We start from the raw sequence: 25379 nt of genomic DNA, 5'->3' as shown, positions 1-25379 counted from the left end.
CGGGTTATCCGTTGATCACCTGGCGATTGCCGAGCGGCCCTTGCAACTGGACTTCGAGGGTGCCGAACACGGCGACGAGAATGCACATCTTGTCGGCGGCCTCCGGGAGGGTGCCGGTGCGCAGCGAGATCGTGACGGTGGTGTCGCTCTCGGTGACCGTCGCGTCGGCGCCGTAACACTCCGGGGTTCCGGTGACGAAGTGGATCGCCACCTTGTTGCCGTCCGCGCGGGACCACGACTCGAACGGGGTCGGATTCGCCCGGACGATGTCGGGGCGCGACTCGAAGACCGTGCCGAACTCGTCGCCGGGCACTTCGGAGGGAATGGGCATCCCCGACGACGGATTGGTCGGGCTGGGATCCACTGCGGACGCGATCTCCGGGGGAATCGTCGGTTCGTCGGTGCTCGAACCGGACCCGCATCCGGCGAGGGCGAGGCAGGCCAGCACTGCGAGGGCGATTACGCGCATATGCCACGGTAACCTCATCCCGCGAGCAGGCCGGAGACCAGCGCAATCCCCGGAATCGCAGCCAAAGTGGTGACGAAGGCCGTGTCTCGCGCCATGACCGTTCCCACCCCGTACCGGCTGGCGTAGACGAAGACGTTCTGTGCCGTCGGCAGCGTCGCTACCACCACGATGGCGAACAGTTCGTGGCCGTCGAGCCCGAGCAGATAGCGCGCCATCAGGTAGGCCAGCACCGGTTGCACGATTATCTTGAGCACCGACGCCAGCGCGACGTCGCGTCGCGGGCTCGTCCCCTTCTCCAGCACCCGCACCCCGTACAGCGAGATGCCGAATGCGAGCAACGCACCCGGCACCGACGCGCCACCTATGAGCCGGAACGGCTGCATCAGGGCTTCCGGGGGTGCCCAGCCGAGGAGTGCGATCAGCAGTCCCGCGGCGCCCGCCACGACGATCGGGTTCTTGAACGGCGCGGTGATCGTGTCGAGTCGCGATGCGCCGCGCCGGAGCGTGGTGACGTCGAGGATGGTGAGGGCGATGGGGGAGTACGCGATGATCTGGAACAGCAGCAGCGGCGCCACGAACGACGCGTCGCCCAGCACGAACACTGCGATGGGGATGCCGAGATTCGCGGAGTTCACGTACGACGCCGACAGTGCGCCGATTGTCAGTTCCGGAAGGGACCTGCGTAGCCAGACTCTCGCGACGACCATGTACAGTGCGCCGACCGTCAATGCAGTGGCAGCCGCGACGGCCAGAGTGGGCGAGAAGATGACGGAGAGGTCGGACGATGCGAGCGAGTCGAACAGCAGCGCCGGTGTGGCGACGAAGAACACCAGCCTGCCCAGGACGGATTCGCCCTCCGCGCCCAGCGTCCCGCGACGGCCGAGCAGGTAGCCGATGGCGATGATGACGAATATGACGGTGAATCCCGCAACCACTCCCGACACGCTGCGGGGCACCTCCTCGACGGGTCAGCCTCCTGTCGGCAAACCTTCCGAAGTCTAGTGCTCGGCGTTCGGGTGGGTCACAATAGCGTCTACGTAGATCTCATTACTTGCCACTGGTGTGGCGGGCGTTGGAGATGGACGTGTGTCACGGCTACCCGCATCACCGTGCGGTGGTGTGGGTTTGACCGTGTCCCACACCGACGCTTGTGATGCAGGAACATACTGTTTCGGAGTCACCCCCAACCGCTGTGGCGCGGTGGGCAGGCTTCCGCGGACCCGGCGATGCCGTGGCCGACGCGGTGTCGGACTTTTCTTGTCCCGGCACCGGCGCACCGGCGCATGCTCGGCCACTCGGACCGCGGGAAATTGCCCCCGCCGGCGGGTGACTTTGCCCCTGCCGACCAGTGCGCGTTTGGCCAGGTTCACCCCCGCCACATGGTCCCGGTTACCGCCGACCCGGCAGCCCGGGCACCACGCGGTGTGATACCCACCGGGGCGTGCAAGCGGTTCGTCGCATCCCGGACATTGTGCCGAAGATCCCAGCGCCGGCACCGAGACCACCGCGATACCAAGGGCTGCGGCGGTGTGCGCGAGCGCAGCGACCGCTTGGCGGCGGGCCGACTGCGCGGCCCGATTGTTGTTGACCCGCCCGTGTCCGGGGGCCTCGAGGGTGGTGAGATCCTCGACCGCGATCATCTCCGCGCCCGCCGCAGTGGCGTAGTCGGTGGCCTGGCGGGCGAAGTGGAACGCCTGTTCTCGGTTGATCTTTCCCCGCTTGATACCCACCGCGGTGCGGTGCTCGTCGAGGACGGCGATCTTCTCCTCCAACAGCGCGCGGACCTCGGGCGGGGCGGTGGCAGCCAGTTGCGTCAACCGCGCCGACTTGCGGTGCAGCATCTGCCCTTCGGCCTGCAGGCGCGCCAGTTTGATCCCGAGGCCGCGGTCGTCATAGGTCCAGCCCAGGTAATCCGAGGACAACCCGTCCGGGCCCTCTGCCACGGTGGCGGCGGCACCGAGCGTGGACGGGGACCAATCGACCCCCACCGCGACCGTCCCGGCCGTCAGATCGGCCGCGGGAACCATCTCGGTCGCCGCGCACCGCCACAGCAGGCCTTTCCTGTCGAGAACCAGGGTCGGCAGATGCCAGTCGATGACAGCTCTGCCGTGCAGGTGCGCGGGGATGGCCGCGGACAGCCGGACCCACCGCCACTGCGCCCGCCCCGCCGGGAACGGGCTGGTGGGCAGCTTCACCGTCAACACCAGCTCGTCACCAGTGACGGCAAGTTGCGCGAGCTGCCGATCGACGGCCGACAGTCCAGCCATCGCCGCCATCCGGGGTGGTTCCTGGACGTCGGTGATCCGCAACCGGCCGGCCGGTGCCCCGCCGTCGCGGCGGGAGCGCGCGATGAGCTGACGTTGCACGCCCCGAGCGAAACCCGGTGGCACAGAGTCGCCCGGCCCGGTCGGCGGCGCCACAGCCCCGGTGGCCGGGTCGAATCGGGCCGACAGTGCCGCGATCGCTGTGTCCCGGAATGTCAGGGTCCGCAGGGTCGCCATCACCTGCGCGGTCACCACCCGCGTGACCCGCGACGGCACATAGACCGCGTCCGGATAGGTCGGGTTCCAGCCGAGGCGGGCCGCGGCGACATGCCCCTGTATGGGCAGCCTGCGGTCCTGCCGGTCACGACCGGCGGCGAGCACATCGAACGTCGCCGGATGCCACAGCCGTGACACCAACTCGCCGCCGGCCCCGGTGATCAGGTCGAGGAGCCACCCCACCCGGGTATCGACGTCGTCGAGCCCGATCGGATCCCCGGTCGCGTCGTCGACCGCCACATGGGCGCGGGTGGTGAACGCGAACTGCCGCGGCGCAGTCGTTCCCGGCCCGGTCATGCAGGCCGACCAGGAACCGGGCACAGCCGAACGGATTCGGTCACGTCCAGCTGATGGCAGTCGAGTTTCGTTGCTACCGTGAGCGGGCACAATTCACGATCGGCGAGCACCTTCGCGTTCCGAGAAGACCCGCGATCTCCCGAGATGCTCACCGGTCACCCTTCCCAGCCGTGCGGCGGCGCCACCCCGAAGCCGGTGTTAATTCCGTTTCGACCGCAGACGATACAACCGGCCGGAACGGGGCCAGCACCACCCTGACGTCATCCATCAAACTCCCCCAAGCATGTGCCGCCCCTGTCTCGCAGGACCTCGACTGTAACGCCGGCCTCTGACAAGAACCGCCCGATCCATGCCACCGGTTAACCGGGCCAATCGATCTCGCCACGCCACCCCACACCACCGTAAACCTGCCCTCGGCCGCGTCGTGGAGCATCAGCCCGGCCCAGCCCAGCCCGCTGTCCCGCAAACCCGAATCGCGATCCTCGTAGACCCGACATCCCTCACCAGCAACGCTGTCCCGCAGGAATCTTTTCCTGATCGGCAAGCGACGCCTCTTGCCATCTCGCCCGACACCCGCCAATACAATGTCTCCACCCTCTCAGGCGCCGCTCCCGCACACTGTGATGCGGGTCTGTCCAGATGGGCGTCGAGGTCCACGCGGTCAAAGATCCGCTTATCCGAACCGGTACGTCGAGAAGGCAACCGACCGTTCGATGCGCCTTTCGCACCCCAGCTACCGACATGCCCAAGTATTATGCAGCCTCACGCATTCGCAATGAGGGACAGTGTCAGAACCTACTCGGTAGTATTAGATGTAGCGGTAGGAGTTGGAAGACTTCGGTCGGGGAGACCATCTGCATGCGCGTTCCGTCGCGCTCGAGGAGCCGCAATGCTGCGTCGAACGACCGTCCTCTGTGCGCTGTTCTGCGCGTGGACCCTCGCCTGGGGAGCCGCTCCCGTGGCGTCGGCGCTGGCCCCGCCGTCGAGTGGGGATCCGCAACTGATCGCGCTCGCCGGGCAGGTCCTCGGGCGCAGCTATCGCGAGAACGCGAGCGTCGCGTACATCGGCGCGGCCGGCACCCGGTTCGCGAATTTCGGGGCCACGGAGGACACCGACTTCGAGATCGGTTCCGTCACCAAAACGTTCACCGCGGAACTGTTCGCCGACGCCGTCGCCCGGGGTGAGGTGCGCGAGGACACGAAGGTCGGGGACCTCCTGCCGCTGCAGGGCGCACAGGTCGGCGACGTGACGCTGCTCGAACTGGCGTCGCACACGTCCGGGCTGGCGCAGTTCCCGATGAGCACCGACACCGTGGTGGCCGTCGGGCACTGGGTGGTCGCGTCCAACCCGTTCACGTACGACCGGGACACCCTGCTGCAGCAACTGCAGTCGGCGCCGCTCACGACCCGCGGCACGTACTCGTACTCGACCGTCGGTTTCGCGCTGCTCGGCCAGGCGCTGGCCGCGGCCGCGCACACCGACTACCCGTCGCTGCTCCGTGAGCGCATGCTGGTTCCCCTCGGACTGTCGCAGTCGTGGATGCCGCTCACCACCGCCGACCTGCCCGCGAACGTCACCCGCGGATTCGACGTCCTGCACAGGTCGCAGGACCCGTGGCCGTTGGACGCGTACGCCCCGGCCGGAGGTTTGCGGTCCACGGCGAACGACATGTCGACGTACGTCCGGGCACTCCTCGACGGCACGGTCCCCGGGAGCACGGCCATGGACCAGCGGTGGATCGGCGACAACTACCGGGCGCTGACGTGGTCGATCGTCCCGTTCGAAGGTCGCGACTACACACTGCACGGCGGCGCGACCGGTGGTTTCCAGTGCACCGTCGTGCTCGACCGCGAGAACGACCGCGGACTCGTCATCCTCACCGACACCATCGGGGGACTCGACCAGCAGGGTCTGGAGATCCTCGCCCACACCCCCATGTGAGTGTTTTCGCGTCCCGGGGCACACATTGTCACTCACGTGTCCGGGTACCCCCGCTGGGTATGTCCGGTTACAGTGGCGGTGTGGAGACGGCAGCCGGGCGGAGGCGCACAGTCGGGGCGCGTGCCGCGCTGCTGATCGCCGTCGCGGCCGGGGTGCTCCTCATGCACAGTCTGATCGCGCCGACCGCGATCGGCGCGGCGCACGAGCAGCCGTCGGTCACCGCGTCCCACGCCGAAGACCCCCACGGTTGCGGCGGGGACGGCTGCGAGCAACCCCATCTCACCGGACATCAGTGTGCGGGCGTGATCGTGGTGATCGCCGCGCTGACGTCGGTGATGGTTCTGTGGTGGCATTCCGTGGATCCCGCCGCGCGACGGTCGCGGGTGAGCGCCGACCGTGTGCAGTCGGGGCGCGGACCACCACCGTGGACGGTGTTCTCTTTGGCGGAACTCTCGATTCTGCGGGTGTGACAGGGAGCCCGGGGCATTGTGCCCCGGCGGATCCGACTGTCATTTCCCGAATCGATCTCGAGGAGTTCCTCATGCGTACTACCACCATCACCGCCCTGATCGCCGTCGCGGCAGGCGCGGCTCTCGTCCTGGCCGGCTGCGGCACCGACTCGGCAGGCACCTCGGCGACGTCCGGTGCATCGACGTCCGCCGTCGAAGCGAGGGCGCAGTTCAACGACGCCGATGTCGCGTTCGTGGGAGGGATGTACCCGCATCACGCGCAGGCCGTGGAGATGGCCGACATGGTCGCCGGCCACACCGACAACGCCGACGTGGTCGCTTTCGCCGCCGCGATCAAGGCGGCGCAGCAGCCTGAGATGGACCGGATGACCACCTGGCTCCAGCAGTGGGGGCAACCGGCTCCGACGTCCGACACGTCCGACACGTCCGGCATGCGCGGCATGAACCACGGTGACGGAATGATGCCGGCCGATCAGATGGACGCACTGACGGCACTGTCGGGCACGCAGTTCGACCGGCAATGGCTGACCATGATGATCGAGCACCACGAGGGCGCGATCGACATGGCGAACACCGAACTCGCCGACGGTGAGAACCCGGAGGCCAGGCAGATGGCCACCGACATCGTGACCGCCCAGCAGAGGGAGATCGCCGACATGCAGGCCGCGCTCGGCTGACCGGAATGACGAAAGGCCGCGTAATCCGAGGATTACGCGGCCTTTTCGGTGCCTACGTGAGTTACCGGCTCGTGAAGGGCAGCAGAGCCATCTCGCGAGCGTTCTTGACGGCGACGGCAACCTGACGCTGCTGCTGCGGGGTCAGGCCCGTGACGCGGCGGCTACGGATCTTGCCGCGGTCCGAGATGAACGTGCGGAGGAGGTTGATGTCCTTGTAATCGACGTGCTCGATCTTGGCCGCGAACAACGGGTTCTTCTTGGGCTTGCGGCCCTCGACGGGACGCGGCTTCTTCGACGGTGCTCTCTTGACTGCCATCTTCTTCCTTTACCAGCTCGACTTGTGGACGCCTGGCAGCTCCCCGCGGTGCGCCATCTCGCGAACACGCACGCGAGAGAGCCCGAACTTCCTCAGGTGGCCGCGCGGACGTCCATCCGCAGCGTCTCGATTGCGCAATCGTACCGGACTCGCGTCGCGGGGCAGACGCTGCAGTGCCGCGCGGGCCTCGGCGCGCTCGTCTTCGCTGCTCGACGGACGGCGGATGGTCTCCTTCAGCTCTGCGCGGCGCTCGGCCCAGCGCGCCACGACGATCTTGCGTTGCTCGTTCTTCGCGATCTTCGACTTCTTTGCCATGCGCGGTGTCTTCTACTTCTCTTCTCGGAAATCGACGTGCTTCCGCACGAGCGGGTCGTACTTCTTCATCACGAGGCGGTCCGGGTCGTTGCGGCGATTCTTGCGGGTCACGTACGTGTATCCCGTGCCTGCGGTCGACTTCAGCTTCACGATCGGGCGGATCTCGTTGCGGGCGGCCATCAGATCCTCTCCCCGCGGGCGCGGATTCGGGCGACGACGGCATCGATGCCGTCCCGGTCGATGGTCTTGATGCCCTTTGCGGAGAGCGTGAGGGTGACCCGACGGCCCTCGCTGGGCAGGAGGTAGGTCTTCTTCTGGATGTTCGGATCCCAGCGCCGGTTGGTGCGCTGGTGGGAGTGCGACACGGACTTGCCGAATCCTGGCTGGCGTCCGGTCACCTGGCAGTGCGCCGACATGGGCGTTCCTCTCTGTCCTCTCGCGGGGGCGCCCCAAGAGGTTATGACAATCATTTTCGACAACGACGTGATTCCAATGTAGCGTTCTGTCCACGTAATGACAATCGTTATCGAAAGGGTGCTCGTGAGTGAGATACTCGACGGCCGGACTCCGCTGATCCTGGTGTCCGGGTGGAACGGCCCCACCGAGGACACGGCGCGGTCGCTGCTCCGGGAAGGCACCGTCGTCGTGCATCACGATCTCGACCTCGTGCACGAAGGCGTCGTGCGCCGCACCGTCACCACGCTGGAGTCGGGGGCGCCGCGCGAGCGCCGCGGCATCCTCGAACTGGCGCACGGCTGCATCTCCTGCACGCTGCGCGTCGACCTTCTCCCGCTGCTCCGCCGCCTGCACACCCGCAGTTCGGTGCAGCGCATCGTGCTGCACCTCGACCGCCGGCTCGAGCCCGAGGCGGTGTGCTGGGCGGTCGAGCACGTGGCGGTGTCCGGTGTGGTGGGGCAGATCGACGGTCCGGCATCGAGGGACGTTCGCGTCGACGGCGTCGTCACCTGCCTCGACGCGGCATCGTGGCTGGCCGACGCCACCGGCGACGACGCACTGGACGACGACCGCACCGTCGCGCAGGTCGCGGTCGGGCAGGTGGACTTCGCCGACGCCCTGGTGGTGTCGGGCAGTGCCGGCGACGGCTGGCAGCAGGCCCGGCTCCACGCCGTCCTGGCCCGGCTGGCACCTCGAGCGCCGATCGTCCGGGGCGGGAACGCGCTCGACGTCGAGCGCCTGATCCTCGACATCCCGGCCGGCGCGCGGCGCGGTGAGCCGTCCCACGCGCACTCACCGCTGCTGCGCGGGCAGCCGCCGCTGTCCCACGACTGCGGCGTCGTGCTCGTCGAGTTCACCGCCACCCGGCCGTTCCATCCGGAACGGCTGCACGAGGCCGTGGACGTGCTCCTCGACGGTGTCGTCACGTCGCGCGGACGCGTGTGGGTCGCGACGCAGCCGGACGAGGCACTGTGGCTCGAGTCGGCCGGTGGGGGACTGCGGGTGGCCAGTGCCGACCGCTGGCTGGCCGCGATGACCCCGGAGGAACAGGAACAGGTCCCGACTGCGCGCCGCGCGATGGCCGCGCTGTGCTGGAACGAGCGCTTCGGTGACCGGCACACGTCGATGGTGGTGCTGGTGCACGCGGCCGACCCCACCGAGATCGACCGCACGTTGCAGTGGGCGCTCGTCACCGACGACGAACTCGCGGACGAAGCGGGATGGCGGTCGTGGCCCGACCCGTTCGGGCAGTTCCACGAAGATCCCTGCGAGAGCAGCGAATCACCCTACGCAGAACCCGAATCGAGAGAGGGACACGAATGAAGTCCGACATCCACCCCAACTACCACCCCGTGGTGTTCCAGGACGCGAGCACCGGAACCACGTTTCTCACGCGGTCCACGGTAACCAGCGACCGCACCGTCGAATGGGCGGACGGCAACACCTATCCGCTGGTGGTCGTGGACGTGACCAGCGAGTCGCACCCGTTCTGGACCGGCGCGCAGCGCGTGATGGACACCGCGGGCCGCGTCGAGAAGTTCGAACGCCGCTATGGAGTGCGCACGCGCCCGTGAGTACTTGTTAACCGCGGGCGGTTAACAAGTACTCACGGGTCGAAGGCCGTGAAGCTGGGATTGGGGGACCCGGCCGGGAAGTGACGGTGATCGTGCGAACCTTGGCGGGTGCTGCTGTACATCCTGGAACTGGTGGGCATCGCGGTGTTCGCGGCCTCGGGCGCCCTGGTTGGGGTGACGAAGCGACTCGACATCTTCGGTGTGTGCGTGGTCGGTGTCTTCACCGCTCTCGGTGGCGGCATCGTCCGCGACGTCCTGCTGGGCATCCATCCGCCGACGTCGCTGGGTAGCTGGCCGAACCTCGGCACGTCGTTCGGCATGTCGTTGCTGGTGTTCTTCCTGCATTCGACTGTCGGGCGACTCCGCCGGGAGATCCTGGTGCTCGACGCTCTGGGCATGGGCCTGTTCGCGAGCACGGGCGCGGTGATCGCGCTCGACCACGGGGCGAGTCCGCTCGCGTCGTGCCTCATCGGTGGGACGGCGGCGATCGGCGGGGGGATCTTGCGCGACGTGCTGGTGAACGAGGTCCCGTTGCTGCTGCAGCGGGACTTCTACGCGGTGCCGGCGCTGCTCGGTTCGGCGCTGGTGGTCGTGGTGAGCGAGTGGGGTTCGGGCACCGATGTGGCGCTGGTGGTGGGCACGGTGTTCGCGTCGGCGCTGCGGGTGCTGGCGCTGTGGCGGAACTGGGGTCTGCCGGGTCCACGCGTCCTCGAGTGACTGGCCAACAGGGCACTTCGATGGTCCCTTCTCAGACATATCTCAGTTGATCAGGCCAAACTGTCGGGTATGCGCATTTTGGTGGTCGACGACGATCGCGCCGTGAGGGAGTCCTTGCGGCGTTCTCTCAGCTTCAACGGGTACTCGGTGGAACTGGCCGTCGACGGTATCGATGCACTCGAGAAGGTGGCGAACGCACGTCCCGACGCGCTCGTGCTCGACGTGATGATGCCGCGCCTGGACGGTCTCGAGGTGTGCCGACGGCTGCGGAGTACCGGCGACGACCTGCCGATTCTCGTCCTCACGGCGCGCGACTCCGTGTCGGAGCGGGTGTCGGGTCTGGACGCCGGAGCCGATGACTACCTGCCCAAACCCTTCGCCCTGGAGGAGTTGCTGGCCCGGCTGCGTGCACTGCTGCGCCGCGCCGCGCCGGAGCCGGGCATCGACTCGGAGAAGATGACGTTCGAGGACCTCACGCTCGACCCGGTCACTCGCGAGGTGACGCGTGGCGAGCGGTCCATCAGCCTGACGCGCACCGAGTTCTCGCTCCTCGAGATGCTGATGGCCAACCCGCGCCGGGTGCTGACCCGCGGACGCATCCTCGAGGAGGTGTGGGGTTACGACTTCCCGACGTCCGGCAACGCGCTGGAGGTCTACATCGGGTATTTGCGTCGCAAGACGGAGGCGGACGGTGAGATCCGCCTGTTGCACACCGTCCGCGGAGTCGGCTACGTGCTGCGGGAGACTCCTCCGTGATGGCTGTTCCGTTCCACAAGACCGCCGACAGGTCGGGGTCGGCGAAGCACGACTCGCACCACATTTCCCGGTACCCCACAGGCCCGATTCCGTTACCGCCCGAGATGCGACCTCCGATGCCGTTGACGCGGTCGGTGTCGTTGCGGTGGCGGGTGACGCTGCTCGCTGCGTCCGTGGTGGCCATCGCGGTGGCCGTCATGGCGATCGCGGCGTACGCCGTGGTGTCGCGGGCTCTGTACGCGGATGTGGACAACCAGCTGCGCACCCGCGCGTCGGCGCTCATCGACAGCAATCTCGTGACGTTCGATCCGCGCTACATCGCGGGCGCGACCCTGTACACGACGGACATCAGTGTGGCGCTGATCTTCCCGGACCTCGACACGTACACACCGCCGGGGTCGAGTGTCCCCATCGGTGAACCCGAACTGTCCGTGGCCCGCGGCGAGCGCGACACGTCGTTGCGGACGGCGGAGAATCAGCGGGTGCTGGCCGAGCGCACCCAGGACGGCAGCACACTGGTGATCGCGCAGCGACTGGCGCCGACGGGCGCCGTGCTGGACCGCCTGGCCTGGGTGCTGTTCATCGTCGGCGGGTGCGGAGTGGTCCTCGCGGCCGCCGCCGGAACGACGGTGGGGCGCACCGGTCTGCGTCCGATCGCCCGGCTCACCGCCGCCACGGAACGGGTGGCACGGACGGACGACCTGACGCCCATGCCGGTGACGGGCAACGACGAACTCGCCCGGCTCACCGAGAGTTTCAACACGATGCTGAGGGCGCTCGCGGAATCGCGGGAGCGGCAGAGCAGGCTCGTCGCCGACGCGGGACACGAACTGCGGACGCCGCTCACCTCGTTGCGCACCAACATGGAATTGCTGATCGCGTCGAGTCGTCCTGGCGCACCGCATATTCCGGACGAGGACATGGCCGAACTGCGCACCGACGTGGTGGCGCAGATCGAGGAACTCTCGCAGCTGGTGGGCGATCTCGTGGACCTTGCCCGCGAGGACGCACCGGAAACCATCTTCGAGAGAGTCGATCTCAGCGAAGTGGTGGAACGGAGCCTCGAGCGGGCGCGCCGCCGGCGCAACGAGATCGACTTCACCGCCGTCACCGTTCCCTGGTTCGTGTACGGCGACCACGCGGGATTGTCGCGGGCGGTGCTCAACGTGCTCGACAACGCGGCAAAGTGGAGTCCCACCGGTGAGCAGGTGCGCGTCGCGATGCAACCGGCAGGCGACGGACTTCTCGAGCTGACGGTCGACGACGCGGGACCGGGCATTCCGGAGGAGGATCGGGAGCTGGTGTTCGACCGCTTCTACCGGTCGACGGCGTCGCGCTCGATGCCCGGCTCCGGGCTGGGTCTGGCGATCGTCAGGCAGGTGGTGGTCAAGCACGGCGGCACGATCGCCGTCGACGTCTCCGAACGGGGCGGTGCGCTCATCCGGATCGTCCTTCCGGGTGAACCCGAAGCGGAATAGTCTCAGGGTCTCGGCTAACTCAAAGGCCGGTCTCAGGACCTTCTCAGTCCCACCGGGCACTCTCGTACACAGAGACGGTGCGACTGCCCCTGCGGGCGGTCGCGGGAGATGGAAGTGATGCGATGACCGAAGATCGAGACAGTCACGACGGCAACAGCCGCGACAATGCCGGTGGCGACCAGGGCTCGCGGCCCGATCAGCCTGCCCACCCGCAGTCGACGCCGGGTTACCACCCGACCGAGCAGTTTCCGGCCACTCCGCAGAACCCCGCGGGCGGTCCGATGGGTCAGCAGGCCTACGGCGCGCCCGGGTACCCCCAGGGCAATCCGTACGGTGCGCCGCAGCAGCCCACACAGCAGTTCGGGCAGCCTCAGCACGGCGCTCCGGGACACCCGGGTGCCCAGCACGGGGTCGGACAGCACGGGGCGCCTCAGGGCCCGTTCCCCGGCCTTCAGGGCCCCGGACAGGCCGGGGAGGGATCGACGGCGACCGCGACCAAGCGTCCCGCCCGAACCGCCATCGTGGTGGGCGCTGTGGCGCTCGCTCTCGTGAGCGGTGGCATCGGTGGCGTCGTGGGCTCCCTGGCAACCGACCGGAACGGCAGCGGCGCCGCGGTGACCAACTCCCTCGACGCCCCCAAGAACAACACCGCGACCCCGGCCGCGAATGCACCGGCAGGTTCGGTGCAGGCGGTCGCGAACAAGGTGGTCCCGAGCGTCGTGCAGATCGAGGTGGCGACGGCAGGCGGTTCCGGTGGAGAAGGATCCGGCATCGTCATCTCGTCCGACGGCATGATCCTCACCAACAATCACGTGGCAGGCGCGGCAGCAAAGGGCGGCAAGCTGACGGTCGCTTTCTCGGACGGCAGCACGGCGGACGCCAAGCTGGTCGGCGCCGACCCGGTGTCCGATCTCGCGGTCATCAAGGTGGACGGCAAGACCGACCTCACTCCGATCGAGCTGGGAACGTCCGGCAACGTGCAGGTCGGACAGCAGGTCGTGGCGATCGGGTCGCCCCTCGGCCTGGCCGGGACCGTCACCGAGGGCATCATCTCGGCGCTCAATCGCCCGGTGTCCACCAGCGGCGAGTCCGGCAACCAGAACACCGTCATCGACGCCCTCCAGACCGATGCGGCGATCAACCCGGGCAACTCCGGCGGCGCCCTCGTCAACATGGACGGCCAGCTGATCGGCATCAACACGGCCATCGCGAGCATCGGCGGTTCCGGTGCCGGCGAGCAGAGCGGCTCCATCGGACTCGGCTTCGCGATCCCGGTCGACCAGGCCCGGCGCATCGCGGACGAGCTGGTCAAGACAGGCAAGGCGACCCAGGCCGTCATCGGGATCCAGGTCCCGTCGCAGGACGCCGCCAACGGTGCCACCGTCGTCGAGGTCACGGCGGGCAGCCCGGCGGAGAAGGCGGGTATTCCGAAGGGGTCGGTGATCACCAAGGTCGACGACCGCGTCATCACCAGTGGCGACGCGCTCATCGCCGCCATCCGTTCACACGCACCGGGAGACAATGTGTCGATCACCTACACCGACGGGAACGGATCCAATACCAAGACCGTCGACGTCACGCTCGGAACGGCCGAACAGGGTGGCCGCTGATGAACACGGGGATTCTCGGACAGGTGGAGTCCGTTCTGAATGGGGCCACTACGGTAGGGACCATGGAAATCGAAGCCTCGCTGGCCGGCCGCGCGCTGGTGGTAATCGTCGACGACCGCACCGCTCACGGTGACGGCAAGGACTCCATCGGGCCCCTGGTGACAGAACTGCTGAACGAGGCCGGCTTCATCGTCGACGCCATCGTGGCGGTGGCGGCCGACGAGGTGGAGATCCGCAACGCGCTCAACACCGCCGTCATCGGAGGCGTCGACCTCGTCGTCTCCGTCGGCGGTACCGGCGTGTCGCCGCGTGACGTCGCCCCCGACGTCACCGCCGAGGTCCTCGACCGCGAGATTCCGGGAATCTCGGAGGCCCTCCGGTCTTCCGGTCTCGCCGCCGGTTCGCTCGACGCGGGCCTTTCCCGCGGGCTCGCCGGAGTGTCCGGCAGCACACTCGTGGTAAATCTCGCGTCCTCCCGCGCCGCGGTCCGGGACGGCATGGCCACCCTGACGCCGCTCGCGGCGCACGTGATTTCCGAATTGTCCGGTCTGGAAGGCTGAGACGATTTCTCGTTCCGACGAGCCGGACTCGCACAGCGAGCCCGACGAGCAGGCAGTTCCGAGCCGGGCCCCGATCGACAGGGCCCGGCTCGAACGCATCTTCGGGGACGTCTTCCCCGACACCACCGTGGACGAACGCGGACAGGACGAGGCATCTCAGTATGTGGACAAACGCAACGAGTCCGAGGAGTGGATTCGGCGTCAGGTTCCCCCTCATCACGGGTAGACGCCTGATTGAAATCTGGATGAATCTAAGTGTTGTCGGCAGTAACGGAAAAAATCGCGCCCGGAAAACTACTGGTACGGCCGCTTTCGTTCACGAGAATCCAAAGCGGGGCTACCCGTAGGTAATGTTTCGTTTTCAACTTTGTGAGGCACATCACAATTGCGTCACGAGCTGATCACGTTGCCCAGGTTCTTAGCTCGGGTTAATGTCCCTGACGAGTCAGTACGAAGATGGAGGGCGGGGCGTGGTGCCACGTCGTTGCCCGGATGAGCCTCCTTGTGAGGTTTGTCTCTAGTGTCGAAATTCCGGCAACTGGTCGTCCGCAGTTAACTCTGCGGACACCTTTGCTGCGAATACTGCGCTGGGCCCGAAATGGACCACTCCTCAGCTTCGATCGTCGGGGCTGGGAACTTGCATGAATCCTGATGAGGGGAACGAATGAGCGAGAACCGCAAGTCCGGCCTGCGCCGTGGCGCCCGTATTGCAGGCCTGGGTGCTGCTGCGGCTGTTGCACTCGGTTTGATGTCCACTGGTGCGGCGAGCGCGGATACTTTCATCCCGCTGCCTGATGGTTCGAAGGCCGGTCCGAATGTGACGTTGACGCGTACTGCGGAGAGCGCTCTGTCGTCGCCGTCGCTGGCTGCCAATGGCGTCGGTCGTGTGGCCTGGGTGTCGGGCACCGTCGTTGCCGATGTCAAGGGCATCAAGGACGTCACCGACGTTCCGGACGCGAACTCGACGACGAACAATGCGGGTACCTACAACGGTACGAATGCGTCGACGACGCATGGTGTTTCGCGGGTGTCGACCGGGTACATCGTGGGTTGCCAGGTGGATATCACGGGTCTGTCGGCGAACCCGTCGTTCAGTCTGGGTCTCGATTCGTTGTCGGCGAGTGCGGGTCTGACGGTTCCGTTGGCTTCGGGTGAGATCAAGTACGTGCCGTTGGGTGGCAAGGACATCAAGAAGGACGGCGTGTACGCGCTGCAGTACCAGGATGCGGAGCTGCAGGTGCAGAAGTGCGGTGGATTCGCGCAGGCTCGTTCGTACTCGGTCGTGGAGATCGTGGGCAACGACTACTCGAAGACCGTTCTGTACGGTGCGCCGTTCAGCATCGGCTGATTTCGGTCTCTTTCGCAGTTCTTCCCACCCACTTTCTCGCGTGCGCGAGGTTTCTATCCCTGAGAGGGGAACAATGATCATCAACCGTAAGAACGGTGTGCGTCTGGCCGCGGTCGGTGCCGCTGCTGCCGCGACCATGGGCTTCTTTTCCGTCGGTGCGGCGAGCGCCGACACGTTCATTCCGCTGCCTGGTGGTTCGATCACGCAGACGTTGGCTGACGGCACCGTGGTGACGGTGAACCTGACCGATGAGAGCGCGAACGTTTCGCCGTCGATGGGTTCGACTCCGTTGCACCGTAACGTCTGGGTCAACGGCAAGGCCTCCGTCACGCTGGACGGCGCCGGAGCCAAGGGAGCCTCGATCACCCCGGGTTACGTCCTGGCCTGCCAGGTCGACTTCGGTGCCAGCGCCAACGGCAAGACGGGCTCGACGCCGTCCGTCGCCGACGACGGCACCGTCTCTATTCCGGTCACGGGTGCCACCGGCGCCGGAATCACCCTCGGCCCCGGCCAGGCGAAGAACGTCACGATTCTCGACCTCGAGAAGAAGGACGCCTACGGCGCCGAGTCGCACTCCGGTGCCAACAAGTTCACGGGCAAGACCGGTTCGGTCACCTGGGCCGACTCGACCCTCGGAGTGAGCGGTTGCGCCGGCTACGCCCAGGCGCGCAGCTACGTCAAGGTTGCCGTCAGCACCGACAACGTCAGCAGCACGGTCACCCTGTGGGGACAGCCCTTCAGCATCGGCTGATTGCTTTCTCCATAAACAAGTAGGAATTACCCGGAATCGGGGCGCGGTAATACTCGCGCCCCGATTTTTGGCGCGTCAAAAATGCGCTATTACGCGCAAATAACGCGCCTTTATGTCTGGTAACACTTACGTAAATGCACCGTTCCGGATATTACGTTTCAGACTCGAATGCTCTAACTTTGGACCTCGCTAGGTCGTAGGTCTTCTCCGAAGGTCGGAGCAACCACGCCTGATGAGGGGAACGAATGAGCGAGAACCGCAAGTCCGGCCTGCGCCGTGGCGCCCGTATTGCAGGCCTGGGTGCTGCTGCGGCTGTTGCACTCGGTTTGATGTCCACTGGTGCGGCGAGCGCGGATACTTTCATCCCGCTGCCTGATGGTTCGAAGGCCGGTCCGAATGTGACGTTGACGCGTACTGCGGAGAGCGCTCTGTCGTCGCCGTCGCTGGCTGCCAATGGCGTCGGTCGTGTGGCCTGGGTGTCGGGCACCGTCGTTGCCGATGTCAAGGGCATCAAGGACGTCACCGACGTTCCGGACGCGAACTCGACGACGAACAATGCGGGTACCTACAACGGTACGAATGCGTCGACGACGCATGGTGTTTCGCGGGTGTCGACCGGGTACATCGTGGGTTGCCAGGTGGATATCACGGGTCTGTCGGCGAACCCGTCGTTCAGTCTGGGTCTCGATTCGTTGTCGGCGAGTGCGGGTCTGACGGTTCCGTTGGCTTCGGGTGAGATCAAGTACGTGCCGTTGGGTGGCAAGGACATCAAGAAGGACGGCGTGTACGCGCTGCAGTACCAGGATGCGGAGCTGCAGGTGCAGAAGTGCGGTGGATTCGCGCAGGCTCGTTCGTACTCGGTCGTGGAGATCGTGGGCAACGACTACTCGAAGACCGTTCTGTACGGTGCGCCGTTCAGCATCGGCTGATTTCGGTCTCTTTCGCAGTTCTTCCCACCCACTTTCTCGCGTGCGCGAGGTTTCTATCCCTGAGAGGGGAACAATGATCATCAACCGTAAGAACGGTGTGCGTCTGGCCGCGGTCGGTGCCGCTGCTGCCGCGACCATGGGCTTCTTTTCCGTCGGTGCGGCGAGCGCCGACACGTTCATTCCGCTGCCTGGTGGTTCGATCACGCAGACGTTGGCTGACGGCACCGTGGTGACGGTGAACCTGACCGATGAGAGCGCGAACGTTTCGCCGTCGATGGGTTCGACTCCGTTGCACCGTAACGTCTGGGTCAACGGCAAGGCCTCCGTCCACCTGGACGGCGCCGGAGCGACCGGTGCCGACATCCAGCCGGGTTACGTCCTGGCCTGCCAGGTCGACTTCGGTGCGGAGGCAGGCGGTGAAGCCGGCTCGACTCCGGTGGTGAATGCTGACGGTACCGTTTCGGTTCCTGTCGACGGCGGCACGAGCGCTGGTATCACCCTCGGCCCCGGTGAGGCCGTCAGCGTCGACATCCTTGACCTCGAGTCGGCCGACGCCTACGGCGGAGAGTCGCACTCGGCATACAACAGCTTCGAGGGTACTGACGGTTCGGTCACCTGGGCCGACTCGACCCTCGGCGTGAACGGCTGCGCCGGTTACGCGCAGGCACGGTCGTACGTGAACGTGTCCGTCGAGACGGACAACGTGAGCAGCACCGTCACCCTGTGGGGACAGCCCTTCAGCATCGGCTGATATTCGTTCCACCAAAGAGTCCGGGCCCGTGCACGCAGCTGCTGCACGGGCCCGGAGTTGTCTGAACGCTATTCGCGCGTCTTGTCGAGGTTCGCCGCCTTCTCGGCGGGCATGGCGTGCGCACCGTCGGAACTGGCTGCCGCCCCGTCGGTTTGGAGGCTGGCCTCGAGGATGTCGCGGATCTGGATCAGCAGGTCCGCCTCGCTGGCCTTCTTGTCGGCCGGCTCGGTGATGAACCGCTTCTTCGCGGCGTTGGCCGGGACGATGAGAATGAAGTACACGACCGCTGCGACGATCACGAAGTTGATCACAGCCGTGATGACGGCGCCGATGTTGATGAAGGTGGCCGGGTTGTCGGCGATAATCTGGTAACCCCAGCCCAGATCGTTGGCGCCGCCCGCAACGGCGATCAGCGGATTGATCACGTTGTTGGTGAACGCTGTGACGATGGCGGTGAACGCGGCTCCGACTACGACCGCGACGGCGAGGTCGAGGACGTTCCCCCGGAGCAGGAAGTCCTTGAATCCCTTGAACATGTCGACCTCTCCTCGAGTGGGTGGCAAGTCATCCAGCACTGTCTGGCAAAAAAAGACTAGATCAGTACGGCTCCGCGTGACAGATCACTGAAAGGTCACGGTGATCGCGCTCGTGAGGGATGCCGCGGCCACCGTCGTGGCCTCGGACGCCGGAAGGGCCAGCATCACCACGCGTTCTCGCTGGTCACGCCCGTTCTCGGACGGTGTCACCAACACCACGACGGCGCGGGACGCCAGCACGGTGGCGCCGGACCGCCGGTCCGGATTCGCTGGTGTGGCGGGATCGACCGCGAGCACGTCGACGCGATCGCCCTCACGCAGAAGTTCCGTGACAGCGGGGTCGGCGAGCCGGACTGGGACGATCCGGGCGTCGTCCATGCCGGCGGCGGCAGGCGGGGTCCCAGTACCCGGACGTCGGTGAGGGCTTCACCGGCGCGGGTCGGTCCGGCGAGGGTGCGCCCGTCGACGTCCGCCACTGCGGTGACGGCCCCGTGGGGCAGGGTTCCCGCTTCGAGTTCCACCACTTCCACGTCGGCGTCCGTGAGAACGACGCCTGGTTGGAGGTCCCGGGCGGCCACCACGACTGCGGAGCGGGCGGAGTCGGGGTCTCCACGGGCGAGGAGGGCCAGTGCGAGGCAGACCAGCGCGGCGGCCAGGACGCGTCGGGCGACGAGGGTGCGGGCCCAACCAGGATGGGCGAGGTTCGACAGCCGGTCGGCCCACGACGGGCTCAGGCTGCGGTGTGCTCGGTTCGACCGGCGGCGACCGGTCTGGACAGGGTCGAACGACATGGTTCGACGCTAGGAGGCCGGCGGGCCCGTGGGTGCACCGAATGGGCCCGCCTGTGGATGGGCGAGAAGTTGTGGATAACTCGCGGAGGCGCGAGAACTAGCTGGCAGCAGCCTTGGCCGGTGCGGCGGTTGCGGTGCTCGAAGAGCTGGACGAGGCCGTCGACGAACTTTCCGACTTCGCGGCGGGAGCGGAGTCGGTCTTGGCCGGCTCGCTTGCTGCGCCGGACGTGCCGCGGCTGTCGGTGCGGTAGAAACCGCTGCCCTTGAAGACGATGCCGACGGAGTTGAACAGTTTGCGAAGCTTGCCCGAGCATGCGGGGCAGACGGTCAGGGAGTCATCACTGAACGACTGGACGATGTCGAAACGGTTGTCGCATGCCGTGCACGCATATGAGTAAGTGGGCACCGGGGTTCCTCCGCACTGTGTAGTCAAACCGCAGGTTTTTAGCACTCTACAGTCGACAGTGCCAACAAGGCTAATCAGAGAACTATTCCGGGGCCGGAAGCGTCCTCAGTGTTCGCCGAGCGCGACGAGGCCCTTTCCGGGGGTGAGTGCCCATCCCATACGTACGTCATGGGGGTCCTCGGGCAGCTCGGATACCAGTTCCTCGTCGCGGACCACCGTGATCAGCCGTGTGTAGGGGGCGGCGAGGCCGAGAGTCCGGTCGTAGAAGCCGGCGCCGCGGCCGAGGCGCACGCCCCTCCTGTCGACGGCCAGGGCGGGAACGAAAATGGTCCCGGCCGAACGGATCTCGTCGGGTTCCCACACCGGTCCGGTCGGCTCGCGCAGGCCGTAACTCGCGTCGGCGAGACCGTCCGCGCCCGTGAACTCGGACCAGTGGAGCGGACCCGGTTCGCGCGTGACGGGCACGAGGACGCGTCCGGCGACCTGTCGGAGGGCGTCGAGAAAGTCCAGCGATCCCGGCTCGAGCACGGTGGGAACGTAGGCGCAGACGGTCGATCCGCCGGAGATTCCCTGTGTGACGAGCGCGACAAGCGCCCGGTCCTCGGCGGTGCGGCGTTCGGGGGTCAGCGCGCGCCGCCCGGAGAGCACCAGTTGCCGCCACTCGTCCTTCGTTCGTGCGTGCATGCCCCAACCTTAGAGCCGACCGGCGAGCGTCCCGACGGGTTGCGGGAGGTAACCGACAGGATCTTGGTGACTATCGAGTAGGTCCGCACGGTTAAGGTGTGGGCATGACAGACGCCGCACCGCACACCGCCAGCGCCTTTCGCACGGCTGTCGTGCCCGCAGCGGGAATGGGTACGCGATTCCTCCCCGCGACCAAGACCGTGCCGAAAGAGCTGCTCCCGGTCGTGGATACCCCGGGTATCGAACTCGTGGCCGGAGAGGCCGCGGATTCGGGTGCCGGCCGGCTCGTGATCGTGACCTCGCCGGGTAAGGACGGAGTGGTCGCCCACTTCGTCGAGGATCTCGTTCTCGAGAGCAAGCTCGAGGCCAGCGGCAAGTATCACCTGCTCGAGAAGGTGCGCAAGGCTCCCGGCCTGCTCGAGGTGGAATCCGTCGTCCAGGACGAGCCTCTCGGACTGGGCCACGCGGTCGGCTGCGCGGAGTCGGTCCTCGACGACGACGAGGACGCGATCGCCGTGCTCCTTCCGGACGACCTGGTGATGCCGCGCGGAGTGCTCGAGACGATGTCGCGGGTCCGCCGCAAGCGTGGCGGCACCGTCCTGTGCGCCATCGACGTCCCCAAGGATCAGGTGAGCGCGTACGGCGTCTTCGAGGTCGAGACGGTGCCCGACGCCACCAACCCGGACGTCCTCAAGGTCGTCGGCATGGTCGAGAAGCCGGCCATCGAGGATGCGCCCTCCACGTTCGCCGCCGCAGGTCGCTACCTCCTCGACCGCGCGATCTTCGATGCGCTGCGGCGGATCGAACCCGGCGCCGGTGGCGAGCTCCAGCTCACCGACGCCATTGCCCTCCTCATCAAGGAAGGCCATCCCGTTCACGTCGTCGTGCACCGAGGCACGAGACACGATCTCGGAAATCCCGGCGGCTACCTCCGTGCTGCGGTTGACTTTGCGTTGGACATGGACGAGTACGGCCCATCGTTGCGCGAATGGCTGATCGACCGTTTGAAGCGGACGGATTCCTAGAAGCTCGGGAGGCAAGAACTTGCGGTCGGTCGAGGAGCAACAGACGATCGTGACCGCGGCCGCGGTGGCGCCGCGGCCGGTCCGTGTGGCGATCTCCGAAGCCCAGGGGCTGCTGTGTGCCGAAGAGGTGGTCACCGAGCGTCCGCTTCCCGGTTTCGACCAGGCCGCGATCGACGGCTATGCCGTCCGTAGCGTCGACGTCCAGGCCGCCGGAACCGACATCCGCGACGACGACGGTGCTCCCGTCGAACTGTCGCTTCCCGTGGTCGGTGAGGTCACGGCCGGTTCGCGGCAGCCGATCCGGCTGCAGCCGCGTCAGGCCGTCAAGGTCGACACGGGTGCACCGCTGCCGACGCTCGCCGACGCCGTCCTTCCACTCGACCGCACGGACGGCGGCCGGGCCCGCGTCAAGATCTACAAGCCGGTCCGCTCCGGCGACTACGTGCGCCGGGCCGGCGACGACGTACAGCCCGGAGACGTCGCAGTCCGGGCAGGCACCATCATCGGAGCCGCGCAGGTGGGGTTGCTGGCGGCGGTGGGCCGAGACAAGGTGCTCGTGCATCCCCGGCCCCGGCTGTCCGTCATCTCGGTCGGTGGCGAACTCGTCGACGTCGACCGGACCCCCGGTCCCGGTCAGGTCTACGACGTCAACTCGTACGCGCTGGCCGCCGCCGCCCGCGACGCCGGCGCCGACGTCAACCGGGTCGGTATCGCAAACGCCGACGCCCGTCGCCTGCGCGAGGTGGTGGAAGGTCAGCTGATCCGTTCCGAGATCGTCGTCATCGCGGGTGCAGTCGGCGGCGGCGCCTCCGAGGATGTGCGGGACGCACTCGCCGATCTCGGAAACCTCGAGGTCGACCGGGTCGCGATGCATCCGGGATCGGTCCAGGGTTTCGGTCAGCTGGGCCGGGACGAGGTCCCGACGTTCCTGCTCCCGTCCAATCCGGTGAGCGCCCTGGTGGTCTTCGAGGTGATGGTGCGCCCGCTGATCCGCATCGCGCTGGGGCGCAGGCAGCCGATGCGACGCGTCGTCACCGCGCGCACCGTCGCGCCGATCACGTCCATCGAGCACCGCAAGGGTTTTCTCCGCGGTCAGCTCATGCGCGACGAGGCCACGGGGGAATACCTCGTCCAAGCTCTCGGCGGGGCGCCGGGCGCGTCCTCACACCTGCTCGCCACGCTGGCCGAGGCCAACTGCCTCGTCCTCATCGACCCCGAGATCACCGAGGTCCGGACCGGTGACCAGGTGGACGTGGCCTTTCTGGCGCAGCGGGGCTGATGACACCGCGACAGTGTGAGACGGGATGACACAGCATCCGGGTTGGCCGCCGCATCTCGGGCCTCTGCGCGTAAAGGGTGGCGTCGTCACCGTGCGCGCCATCAGGTTGCGTGACGCGGCCGCGTGGAGCCGCCTGCGCATCCGCGACCGTGCGCACCTCGAACCGTGGGAGCCGACGGGGGAGGCGCCCTGGGAAGCGCGCCACCATATTTCAGGATGGCCCGGACTGTGCAGCAGTCTGCGGTCGGAGGCCCGGAAGGGTCGCATGCTGCCGATGGCCATCGAACTCGACGGCAATTTCTGCGGCCAGATCACGATCGGCAACGTGGTGCGGGGTGCACTGCGCTCCGCCTGGATCGGTTACTGGGTGGCCAGCGACGTCAACGGGCTCGGGGTGGCCACGGGCGCACTCGCGCTGGGGCTCGATCACGCCTTCGGACCCGTGGGATTGCACCGCGTGGAGGCAACCGTGCGTCCGGAGAACCTGGCGAGCCAGGCGGTGCTCCGCAACGTCGGCTTCCGCGAGGAAGGTCTCCTCAAGCGCTACCTGGACGTCGACGGGCAGTGGCGCGACCACATTCTGGTCGGCATGACCGTCGAGGACGTGCCCGGTACGGTGGCGGATTCGCTCGTGCGGAGTGGCAAAGCCACCTGGGCGTGACCGCCGTAGCGGACGTGGACAAACGTCCAGCTACGCGGCAGTTATCTGACGGTATCAAAGCTTCCTGACCGGGGCTCCGCTTTCGGCGAGTCTTTGCCGGATCGTTCCCTATGCCTTCGCGAGGCATGTCGAGCACCACATTTTCGCGTTACGCATGTGACACCTGAGTATGGTGAGATCGGCGCGTCTGCCAAGATGTGCGTGTTCATGCGGTTAGCCTGGGTGGGTCAACAGCGGTATCCATGCTGGTAGACGATTGGGAGGAGGTCGCAATATGCCGAACTCGTTTCTCTGGATCGGGCTCGTCGTCGTGTGGCTCTTCGTCCTGGTTCCGATGCTGGTGAACAACCGCCCCCGGATTCGGCAAACCAGTGACGCAGCACTCGCGACGCGTGTGCTGCACCGCGGTGACGAACGTCCCGTGCAGCGTGGACCCGCGGCTGGACACCGCAGCGACCCGTACTGGCAACCGGAACCGGACCACTACGGCTACGACGCGGAGGACCTTGTGGACACTCACGCAGAGGAAGACGAGTTCGACGGTGAGCGGGCACCGGTCGGTGAGTACGTACCGGCGCGCCGAGGGCGTGGCGGCTTCGATCCCGAGGCCGACGCGATCGCGCGCGAGGCACGGTACGGGTTTCGCCAGCGGTCAGTTCTCGGGCTGGTGTTCGCGACGATCATGTCGGCGGCGCTCGGGCTGATCATCTCCCCGCTGATGTGGTGGGCGTTCGCAGCCGGTGTGGTCGGCCTCTTCGGCTACTTGGCGTATCTGCGCCGGCAGGTCCAGATCGAGCAGGAGATCCGCCGTCGACGGACCGCGCGTCTCAACCGTTCGCAGTTGGGTGTCGAGTCCCGCAGCGACGAGGAACTCCGCCTCATCCCGGCTCGGTTGCGGCGTCCGGGCGCCGTCGTCCTCGAAGTGGACGACGAGGACCCCGAATTCGACCATCTCGAACACTTCGACGACGCGCCGATGCAGCAGGCCACGATGCGCCGAGCTGCCGGTGAGTAGCCGGGCGAATCGGGCCGAAAGCTACGTCGGTGTAGGCGATTCGCTCCCGCCGCGGGTGGCCTGCTAGAGTTTGCCGAGCGGATCGCAGGATCCGCACGGGGCTGTGGCGCAGTTGGTAGCGCGCTTCGTTCGCATCGAAGAGGTCAGGGGTTCGATTCCCCTCAGCTCCACCACAGAAGAGGCACTCACTCCATTCGGAGGGAGTGCCTTTTCTGTTTTCCGCGCCTTTTCTGCATTCCGGACCAGGTGAGCGCCGTCGTCGGGGGAGCGAGAACGTGGCACCGCGCGAATGCTCGGCTCTCGGATTTGCCAAAAGGTAACTGAATGCTGTGTAATGTCCGTAGGTCATCAAGGGGTCGATCGCACGGGGTGGAAATACATGCAGGCAATGGACAAGATCTCGAAGTTCTTGGAGCCGGCAACGGTGGTCGCGACCATCACCGCGACGATGTTGCTGGTGAACGTCCTGTGAACTCCGACCGACCAACCGAAGTCGCGAGGGTCGCGTCGGAGACGCCAGCCTTTCGCTGACCGATCAGCACCTCCACGCGACAACACCGAACCCGCAGGGGTTCTCAGAAGCTGCTCGAGTCCCACCTGGCTCGGGCATCGCTGGTGGTGCCGGTTCCCCGACACCGGCACCACCAGCACCTCCGCTCGGTTCGCTCGATACCATGACAGCGGCGACGTCGCCGTAGACGTGGTGTCGTGTCGTGAATACGAGGGGGGTGCACAGTGAGCGCGCGTCGTGTTGTTCGAAGGCTGACCATGGTCGGACTGGCGCTGGCCTTCTTGTCCGGACTCGGCTGGGTCACCGTCTCGGTGTTCCCGTCCGACGCCTCCGCCGATCCCCAGTATCACGACTGCGCCAGCAGTCGATGCGACGATGCTTCCTCGGAGTCTGCCGGCGGCGGCAAGCCACAGGATCCTCATCCGCCGTGCGAGAGTCGCCGCGGCTGCGGTGGCGGAGAGCCCAGCGAGACACGGGAACCCAGCGAGACACGGGAACCCAGTGAGACACGGGAA

Annotated in this window: 29 protein-coding genes, 1 tRNA gene and 1 pseudogene; 20 read left to right on the top strand and 11 right to left on the bottom strand. The window is 66.8% G+C overall.

Translation table 11 applies throughout. From position 1 onward, the window contains the following. Positions 1-4: 4 nt before the first annotated feature. Genes ACFWAY_RS10470 through ACFWAY_RS10460 form a run of 3 tightly spaced genes read right to left on the bottom strand, consistent with a single transcriptional unit; the run spans position 5 to position 2109 of the window. On the bottom strand, positions 5-469 hold the full coding sequence (locus ACFWAY_RS10470) for a hypothetical protein (protein ID WP_378451397.1): 465 nt from the start codon (positions 467-469) through the stop codon (positions 5-7). Positions 470-483: 14 nt separating this feature from the next. Further along, complete coding sequence (locus tag ACFWAY_RS10465) at positions 484-1413, bottom strand: AEC family transporter (protein ID WP_378451396.1); 930 nt, start codon at positions 1411-1413, stop codon at positions 484-486. Between the two features lie 54 nt (positions 1414-1467). Next, positions 1468-2109, bottom strand: a complete 642-nt coding sequence (locus ACFWAY_RS10460) for a zinc ribbon domain-containing protein (protein ID WP_378510659.1) — start codon at positions 2107-2109, stop codon at positions 1468-1470. Positions 2110-2137: 28 nt separating this feature from the next. Between ACFWAY_RS10460 and ACFWAY_RS10455 the strand changes: the two genes are divergently transcribed. The 4 genes from ACFWAY_RS10455 (at position 2138) to ACFWAY_RS10440 (ending at position 6395) form a co-directional block, all read left to right on the top strand. Next, the gene (locus ACFWAY_RS10455; RefSeq protein WP_378510658.1) at positions 2138-2365 is read left to right on the top strand and encodes a hypothetical protein; all 228 of its coding nucleotides are present in this window, start codon (positions 2138-2140) and stop codon (positions 2363-2365) included. 1830 nt (positions 2366-4195) lie between these two features. Further along, positions 4196-5248: a serine hydrolase domain-containing protein gene (locus ACFWAY_RS10450; protein WP_378510600.1), complete on the top strand. Its 1053-nt coding sequence runs from the start codon at positions 4196-4198 to the stop codon at positions 5246-5248. 80 nt (positions 5249-5328) lie between these two features. After that, entirely contained in the window at positions 5329-5718 is a 390-nt protein-coding gene (locus ACFWAY_RS10445; protein WP_378510599.1) for a DUF6153 family protein, read from the top strand. Between the two features lie 71 nt (positions 5719-5789). Continuing rightward, positions 5790-6395 (top strand): DUF305 domain-containing protein, encoded by a 606-nt coding sequence (locus ACFWAY_RS10440; RefSeq protein WP_378510598.1) that lies wholly within the window; start codon positions 5790-5792, stop codon positions 6393-6395. A 61-nt stretch (positions 6396-6456) separates the two neighbouring features. Here ACFWAY_RS10440 and rpsR read toward each other — a convergent pair whose 3' ends face one another. The 4 genes from rpsR to rpmB are packed head-to-tail and all read right to left on the bottom strand — an operon-like array spanning position 6457 to position 7442. Then, entirely contained in the window at positions 6457-6711 is a 255-nt protein-coding gene (gene rpsR, locus ACFWAY_RS10435) for a 30S ribosomal protein S18 (RefSeq protein WP_009478875.1), read from the bottom strand. A gap of 9 nt (positions 6712-6720) precedes the next feature. Continuing rightward, positions 6721-7026 (bottom strand): 30S ribosomal protein S14, encoded by a 306-nt coding sequence (gene rpsN, locus ACFWAY_RS10430; protein ID WP_005259913.1) that lies wholly within the window; start codon positions 7024-7026, stop codon positions 6721-6723. A gap of 12 nt (positions 7027-7038) precedes the next feature. Then, entirely contained in the window at positions 7039-7206 is a 168-nt protein-coding gene (gene rpmG, locus ACFWAY_RS10425; RefSeq protein WP_160094064.1) for a 50S ribosomal protein L33, read from the bottom strand. Further along, positions 7206-7442, bottom strand: a complete 237-nt coding sequence (gene rpmB / locus ACFWAY_RS10420; protein ID WP_378510597.1) for a 50S ribosomal protein L28 — start codon at positions 7440-7442, stop codon at positions 7206-7208. The genes rpmG and rpmB overlap by 1 nt, the downstream gene beginning before the upstream one ends. A 97-nt stretch (positions 7443-7539) precedes the next feature. Between rpmB and mrf the strand changes: the two genes are divergently transcribed. From mrf to ACFWAY_RS10365, 11 genes are all read left to right on the top strand, one after another. Then, the gene (mrf, locus tag ACFWAY_RS10415; RefSeq protein WP_378510596.1) at positions 7540-8805 is read left to right on the top strand and encodes a ribosome hibernation factor-recruiting GTPase MRF; all 1266 of its coding nucleotides are present in this window, start codon (positions 7540-7542) and stop codon (positions 8803-8805) included. Continuing rightward, positions 8802-9056, top strand: a complete 255-nt coding sequence (locus ACFWAY_RS10410; RefSeq protein ID WP_378510595.1) for a type B 50S ribosomal protein L31 — start codon at positions 8802-8804, stop codon at positions 9054-9056. Before mrf ends, ACFWAY_RS10410 begins: the two co-directional genes overlap by 4 nt. Before the next feature lie 108 nt (positions 9057-9164). Next, the gene (locus ACFWAY_RS10405) at positions 9165-9773 is read left to right on the top strand and encodes a trimeric intracellular cation channel family protein (protein WP_005238652.1); all 609 of its coding nucleotides are present in this window, start codon (positions 9165-9167) and stop codon (positions 9771-9773) included. A 69-nt stretch (positions 9774-9842) separates the two neighbouring features. Next, positions 9843-10529 (top strand): response regulator transcription factor, encoded by a 687-nt coding sequence (locus tag ACFWAY_RS10400; RefSeq protein WP_378451388.1) that lies wholly within the window; start codon positions 9843-9845, stop codon positions 10527-10529. After that, positions 10529-12007: an ATP-binding protein gene (locus tag ACFWAY_RS10395; protein WP_378451387.1), complete on the top strand. Its 1479-nt coding sequence runs from the start codon at positions 10529-10531 to the stop codon at positions 12005-12007. The genes ACFWAY_RS10400 and ACFWAY_RS10395 overlap by 1 nt, the downstream gene beginning before the upstream one ends. 122 nt (positions 12008-12129) lie before the next feature. Then, the gene (locus ACFWAY_RS10390) at positions 12130-13617 is read left to right on the top strand and encodes a trypsin-like peptidase domain-containing protein (protein WP_378510594.1); all 1488 of its coding nucleotides are present in this window, start codon (positions 12130-12132) and stop codon (positions 13615-13617) included. Next, entirely contained in the window at positions 13617-14177 is a 561-nt protein-coding gene (locus tag ACFWAY_RS10385) for a molybdenum cofactor biosynthesis protein B (RefSeq protein ID WP_378451385.1), read from the top strand. The genes ACFWAY_RS10390 and ACFWAY_RS10385 overlap by 1 nt, the downstream gene beginning before the upstream one ends. Positions 14178-14841: 664 nt before the next feature. After that, positions 14842-15525 carry an MspA family porin gene (locus ACFWAY_RS10380; RefSeq protein ID WP_378451383.1) on the top strand — a complete coding sequence of 228 codons (684 nt, stop codon included), beginning with the start codon at positions 14842-14844 and terminating at the stop codon, positions 15523-15525. A gap of 73 nt (positions 15526-15598) precedes the next feature. Beyond that, positions 15599-16276 (top strand): MspA family porin, encoded by a 678-nt coding sequence (locus ACFWAY_RS10375; RefSeq protein WP_378451384.1) that lies wholly within the window; start codon positions 15599-15601, stop codon positions 16274-16276. A gap of 245 nt (positions 16277-16521) precedes the next feature. After that, positions 16522-17205, top strand: coding sequence for an MspA family porin (locus ACFWAY_RS10370; RefSeq protein WP_378451383.1), 684 nt, complete (start codon positions 16522-16524; stop codon positions 17203-17205). A gap of 73 nt (positions 17206-17278) precedes the next feature. Beyond that, positions 17279-17956: an MspA family porin gene (locus ACFWAY_RS10365; RefSeq protein WP_378451382.1), complete on the top strand. Its 678-nt coding sequence runs from the start codon at positions 17279-17281 to the stop codon at positions 17954-17956. A 68-nt stretch (positions 17957-18024) separates the two neighbouring features. Here ACFWAY_RS10365 and mscL read toward each other — a convergent pair whose 3' ends face one another. The 4 genes and pseudogenes from mscL to ACFWAY_RS10345 all read right to left on the bottom strand — a co-directional run bounded on the left by mscL (position 18025) and on the right by ACFWAY_RS10345 (position 20373). Next, positions 18025-18492, bottom strand: a complete 468-nt coding sequence (mscL, locus tag ACFWAY_RS10360) for a large conductance mechanosensitive channel protein MscL (RefSeq protein ID WP_378510593.1) — start codon at positions 18490-18492, stop codon at positions 18025-18027. An 84-nt stretch (positions 18493-18576) separates the two neighbouring features. Beyond that, positions 18577-19283, bottom strand: a pseudogene (locus ACFWAY_RS10355) (SAF domain-containing protein). A gap of 97 nt (positions 19284-19380) precedes the next feature. Then, on the bottom strand, positions 19381-19689 hold the full coding sequence (locus ACFWAY_RS10350; RefSeq protein WP_005238679.1) for an FmdB family zinc ribbon protein: 309 nt from the start codon (positions 19687-19689) through the stop codon (positions 19381-19383). 105 nt (positions 19690-19794) lie between these two features. After that, positions 19795-20373, bottom strand: coding sequence for a 5-formyltetrahydrofolate cyclo-ligase (locus tag ACFWAY_RS10345; protein WP_378510592.1), 579 nt, complete (start codon positions 20371-20373; stop codon positions 19795-19797). Between the two features lie 104 nt (positions 20374-20477). On the opposite strand from ACFWAY_RS10345, the gene ACFWAY_RS10340 reads away from it, so the two are divergent. The 5 genes from ACFWAY_RS10340 to ACFWAY_RS10320 all read left to right on the top strand — a co-directional run bounded on the left by ACFWAY_RS10340 (position 20478) and on the right by ACFWAY_RS10320 (position 24526). After that, positions 20478-21398: a UTP--glucose-1-phosphate uridylyltransferase gene (locus ACFWAY_RS10340; protein WP_378451378.1), complete on the top strand. Its 921-nt coding sequence runs from the start codon at positions 20478-20480 to the stop codon at positions 21396-21398. A 19-nt stretch (positions 21399-21417) separates the two neighbouring features. Then, complete coding sequence (gene glp / locus ACFWAY_RS10335; RefSeq protein WP_005238688.1) at positions 21418-22677, top strand: gephyrin-like molybdotransferase Glp; 1260 nt, start codon at positions 21418-21420, stop codon at positions 22675-22677. Between the two features lie 25 nt (positions 22678-22702). Next, positions 22703-23338, top strand: a complete 636-nt coding sequence (locus tag ACFWAY_RS10330) for a GNAT family N-acetyltransferase (RefSeq protein WP_378451377.1) — start codon at positions 22703-22705, stop codon at positions 23336-23338. A 274-nt stretch (positions 23339-23612) separates the two neighbouring features. Beyond that, positions 23613-24353 (top strand): gephyrin-like molybdotransferase receptor GlpR, encoded by a 741-nt coding sequence (gene glpR, locus ACFWAY_RS10325; protein WP_378510591.1) that lies wholly within the window; start codon positions 23613-23615, stop codon positions 24351-24353. A 97-nt stretch (positions 24354-24450) separates the two neighbouring features. After that, positions 24451-24526, top strand: a tRNA-Ala gene (locus ACFWAY_RS10320). Positions 24527-25379 lie beyond the last annotated feature (853 nt).

The organism is Rhodococcus sp. NPDC059968, from assembly GCF_042738615.1.
In the GTDB taxonomy this organism is placed as follows: Bacteria; Actinomycetota; Actinomycetes; order Mycobacteriales; family Mycobacteriaceae; genus Rhodococcus_F.
The sequence above is the reverse complement of the archived record's forward strand: the minus strand, read 5'-3'. Positions and strand labels throughout refer to the sequence as shown.

Bases quoted from the DNA above. Each gene is read 5' to 3' on its own strand.
- rpmB (WP_378510597.1), bottom strand. From the start codon at position 7,442: ATGTCGGCGCACTGCCAGGTGACCGGACGCCAGCCAGGATTCGGCAAG.
- rpsR (WP_009478875.1), bottom strand. From the start codon at position 6,711: ATGGCAGTCAAGAGAGCACCGTCGAAGAAGCCGCGTCCCGTCGAGGGC.
- ACFWAY_RS10440 (WP_378510598.1), top strand. From the start codon at position 5,790: ATGCGTACTACCACCATCACCGCCCTGATCGCCGTCGCGGCAGGCGCG.
- ACFWAY_RS10470 (WP_378451397.1), bottom strand. From the start codon at position 469: ATGCGCGTAATCGCCCTCGCAGTGCTGGCCTGCCTCGCCCTCGCCGGA.
- ACFWAY_RS10395 (WP_378451387.1), top strand. From the start codon at position 10,529: ATGGCTGTTCCGTTCCACAAGACCGCCGACAGGTCGGGGTCGGCGAAG.
- ACFWAY_RS10450 (WP_378510600.1), top strand. From the start codon at position 4,196: ATGCTGCGTCGAACGACCGTCCTCTGTGCGCTGTTCTGCGCGTGGACC.
- ACFWAY_RS10375 (WP_378451384.1), top strand. From the start codon at position 15,599: ATGATCATCAACCGTAAGAACGGTGTGCGTCTGGCCGCGGTCGGTGCC.
- rpmG (WP_160094064.1), bottom strand. From the start codon at position 7,206: ATGGCCGCCCGCAACGAGATCCGCCCGATCGTGAAGCTGAAGTCGACC.
- ACFWAY_RS10400 (WP_378451388.1), top strand. From the start codon at position 9,843: ATGCGCATTTTGGTGGTCGACGACGATCGCGCCGTGAGGGAGTCCTTG.
- ACFWAY_RS10460 (WP_378510659.1), bottom strand. From the start codon at position 2,109: ATGATCGCGGTCGAGGATCTCACCACCCTCGAGGCCCCCGGACACGGG.
- ACFWAY_RS10370 (WP_378451383.1), top strand. From the start codon at position 16,522: ATGAGCGAGAACCGCAAGTCCGGCCTGCGCCGTGGCGCCCGTATTGCA.
- ACFWAY_RS10345 (WP_378510592.1), bottom strand. From the start codon at position 20,373: ATGCACGCACGAACGAAGGACGAGTGGCGGCAACTGGTGCTCTCCGGG.
- ACFWAY_RS10340 (WP_378451378.1), top strand. From the start codon at position 20,478: ATGACAGACGCCGCACCGCACACCGCCAGCGCCTTTCGCACGGCTGTC.
- ACFWAY_RS10380 (WP_378451383.1), top strand. From the start codon at position 14,842: ATGAGCGAGAACCGCAAGTCCGGCCTGCGCCGTGGCGCCCGTATTGCA.
- ACFWAY_RS10385 (WP_378451385.1), top strand. From the start codon at position 13,617: ATGAACACGGGGATTCTCGGACAGGTGGAGTCCGTTCTGAATGGGGCC.
- mrf (WP_378510596.1), top strand. From the start codon at position 7,540: ATGACAATCGTTATCGAAAGGGTGCTCGTGAGTGAGATACTCGACGGC.
- rpsN (WP_005259913.1), bottom strand. From the start codon at position 7,026: ATGGCAAAGAAGTCGAAGATCGCGAAGAACGAGCAACGCAAGATCGTC.
- ACFWAY_RS10410 (WP_378510595.1), top strand. From the start codon at position 8,802: ATGAAGTCCGACATCCACCCCAACTACCACCCCGTGGTGTTCCAGGAC.
- ACFWAY_RS10365 (WP_378451382.1), top strand. From the start codon at position 17,279: ATGATCATCAACCGTAAGAACGGTGTGCGTCTGGCCGCGGTCGGTGCC.
- ACFWAY_RS10330 (WP_378451377.1), top strand. From the start codon at position 22,703: ATGACACAGCATCCGGGTTGGCCGCCGCATCTCGGGCCTCTGCGCGTA.
- ACFWAY_RS10390 (WP_378510594.1), top strand. From the start codon at position 12,130: ATGACCGAAGATCGAGACAGTCACGACGGCAACAGCCGCGACAATGCC.
- glpR (WP_378510591.1), top strand. From the start codon at position 23,613: ATGCCGAACTCGTTTCTCTGGATCGGGCTCGTCGTCGTGTGGCTCTTC.
- mscL (WP_378510593.1), bottom strand. From the start codon at position 18,492: ATGTTCAAGGGATTCAAGGACTTCCTGCTCCGGGGGAACGTCCTCGAC.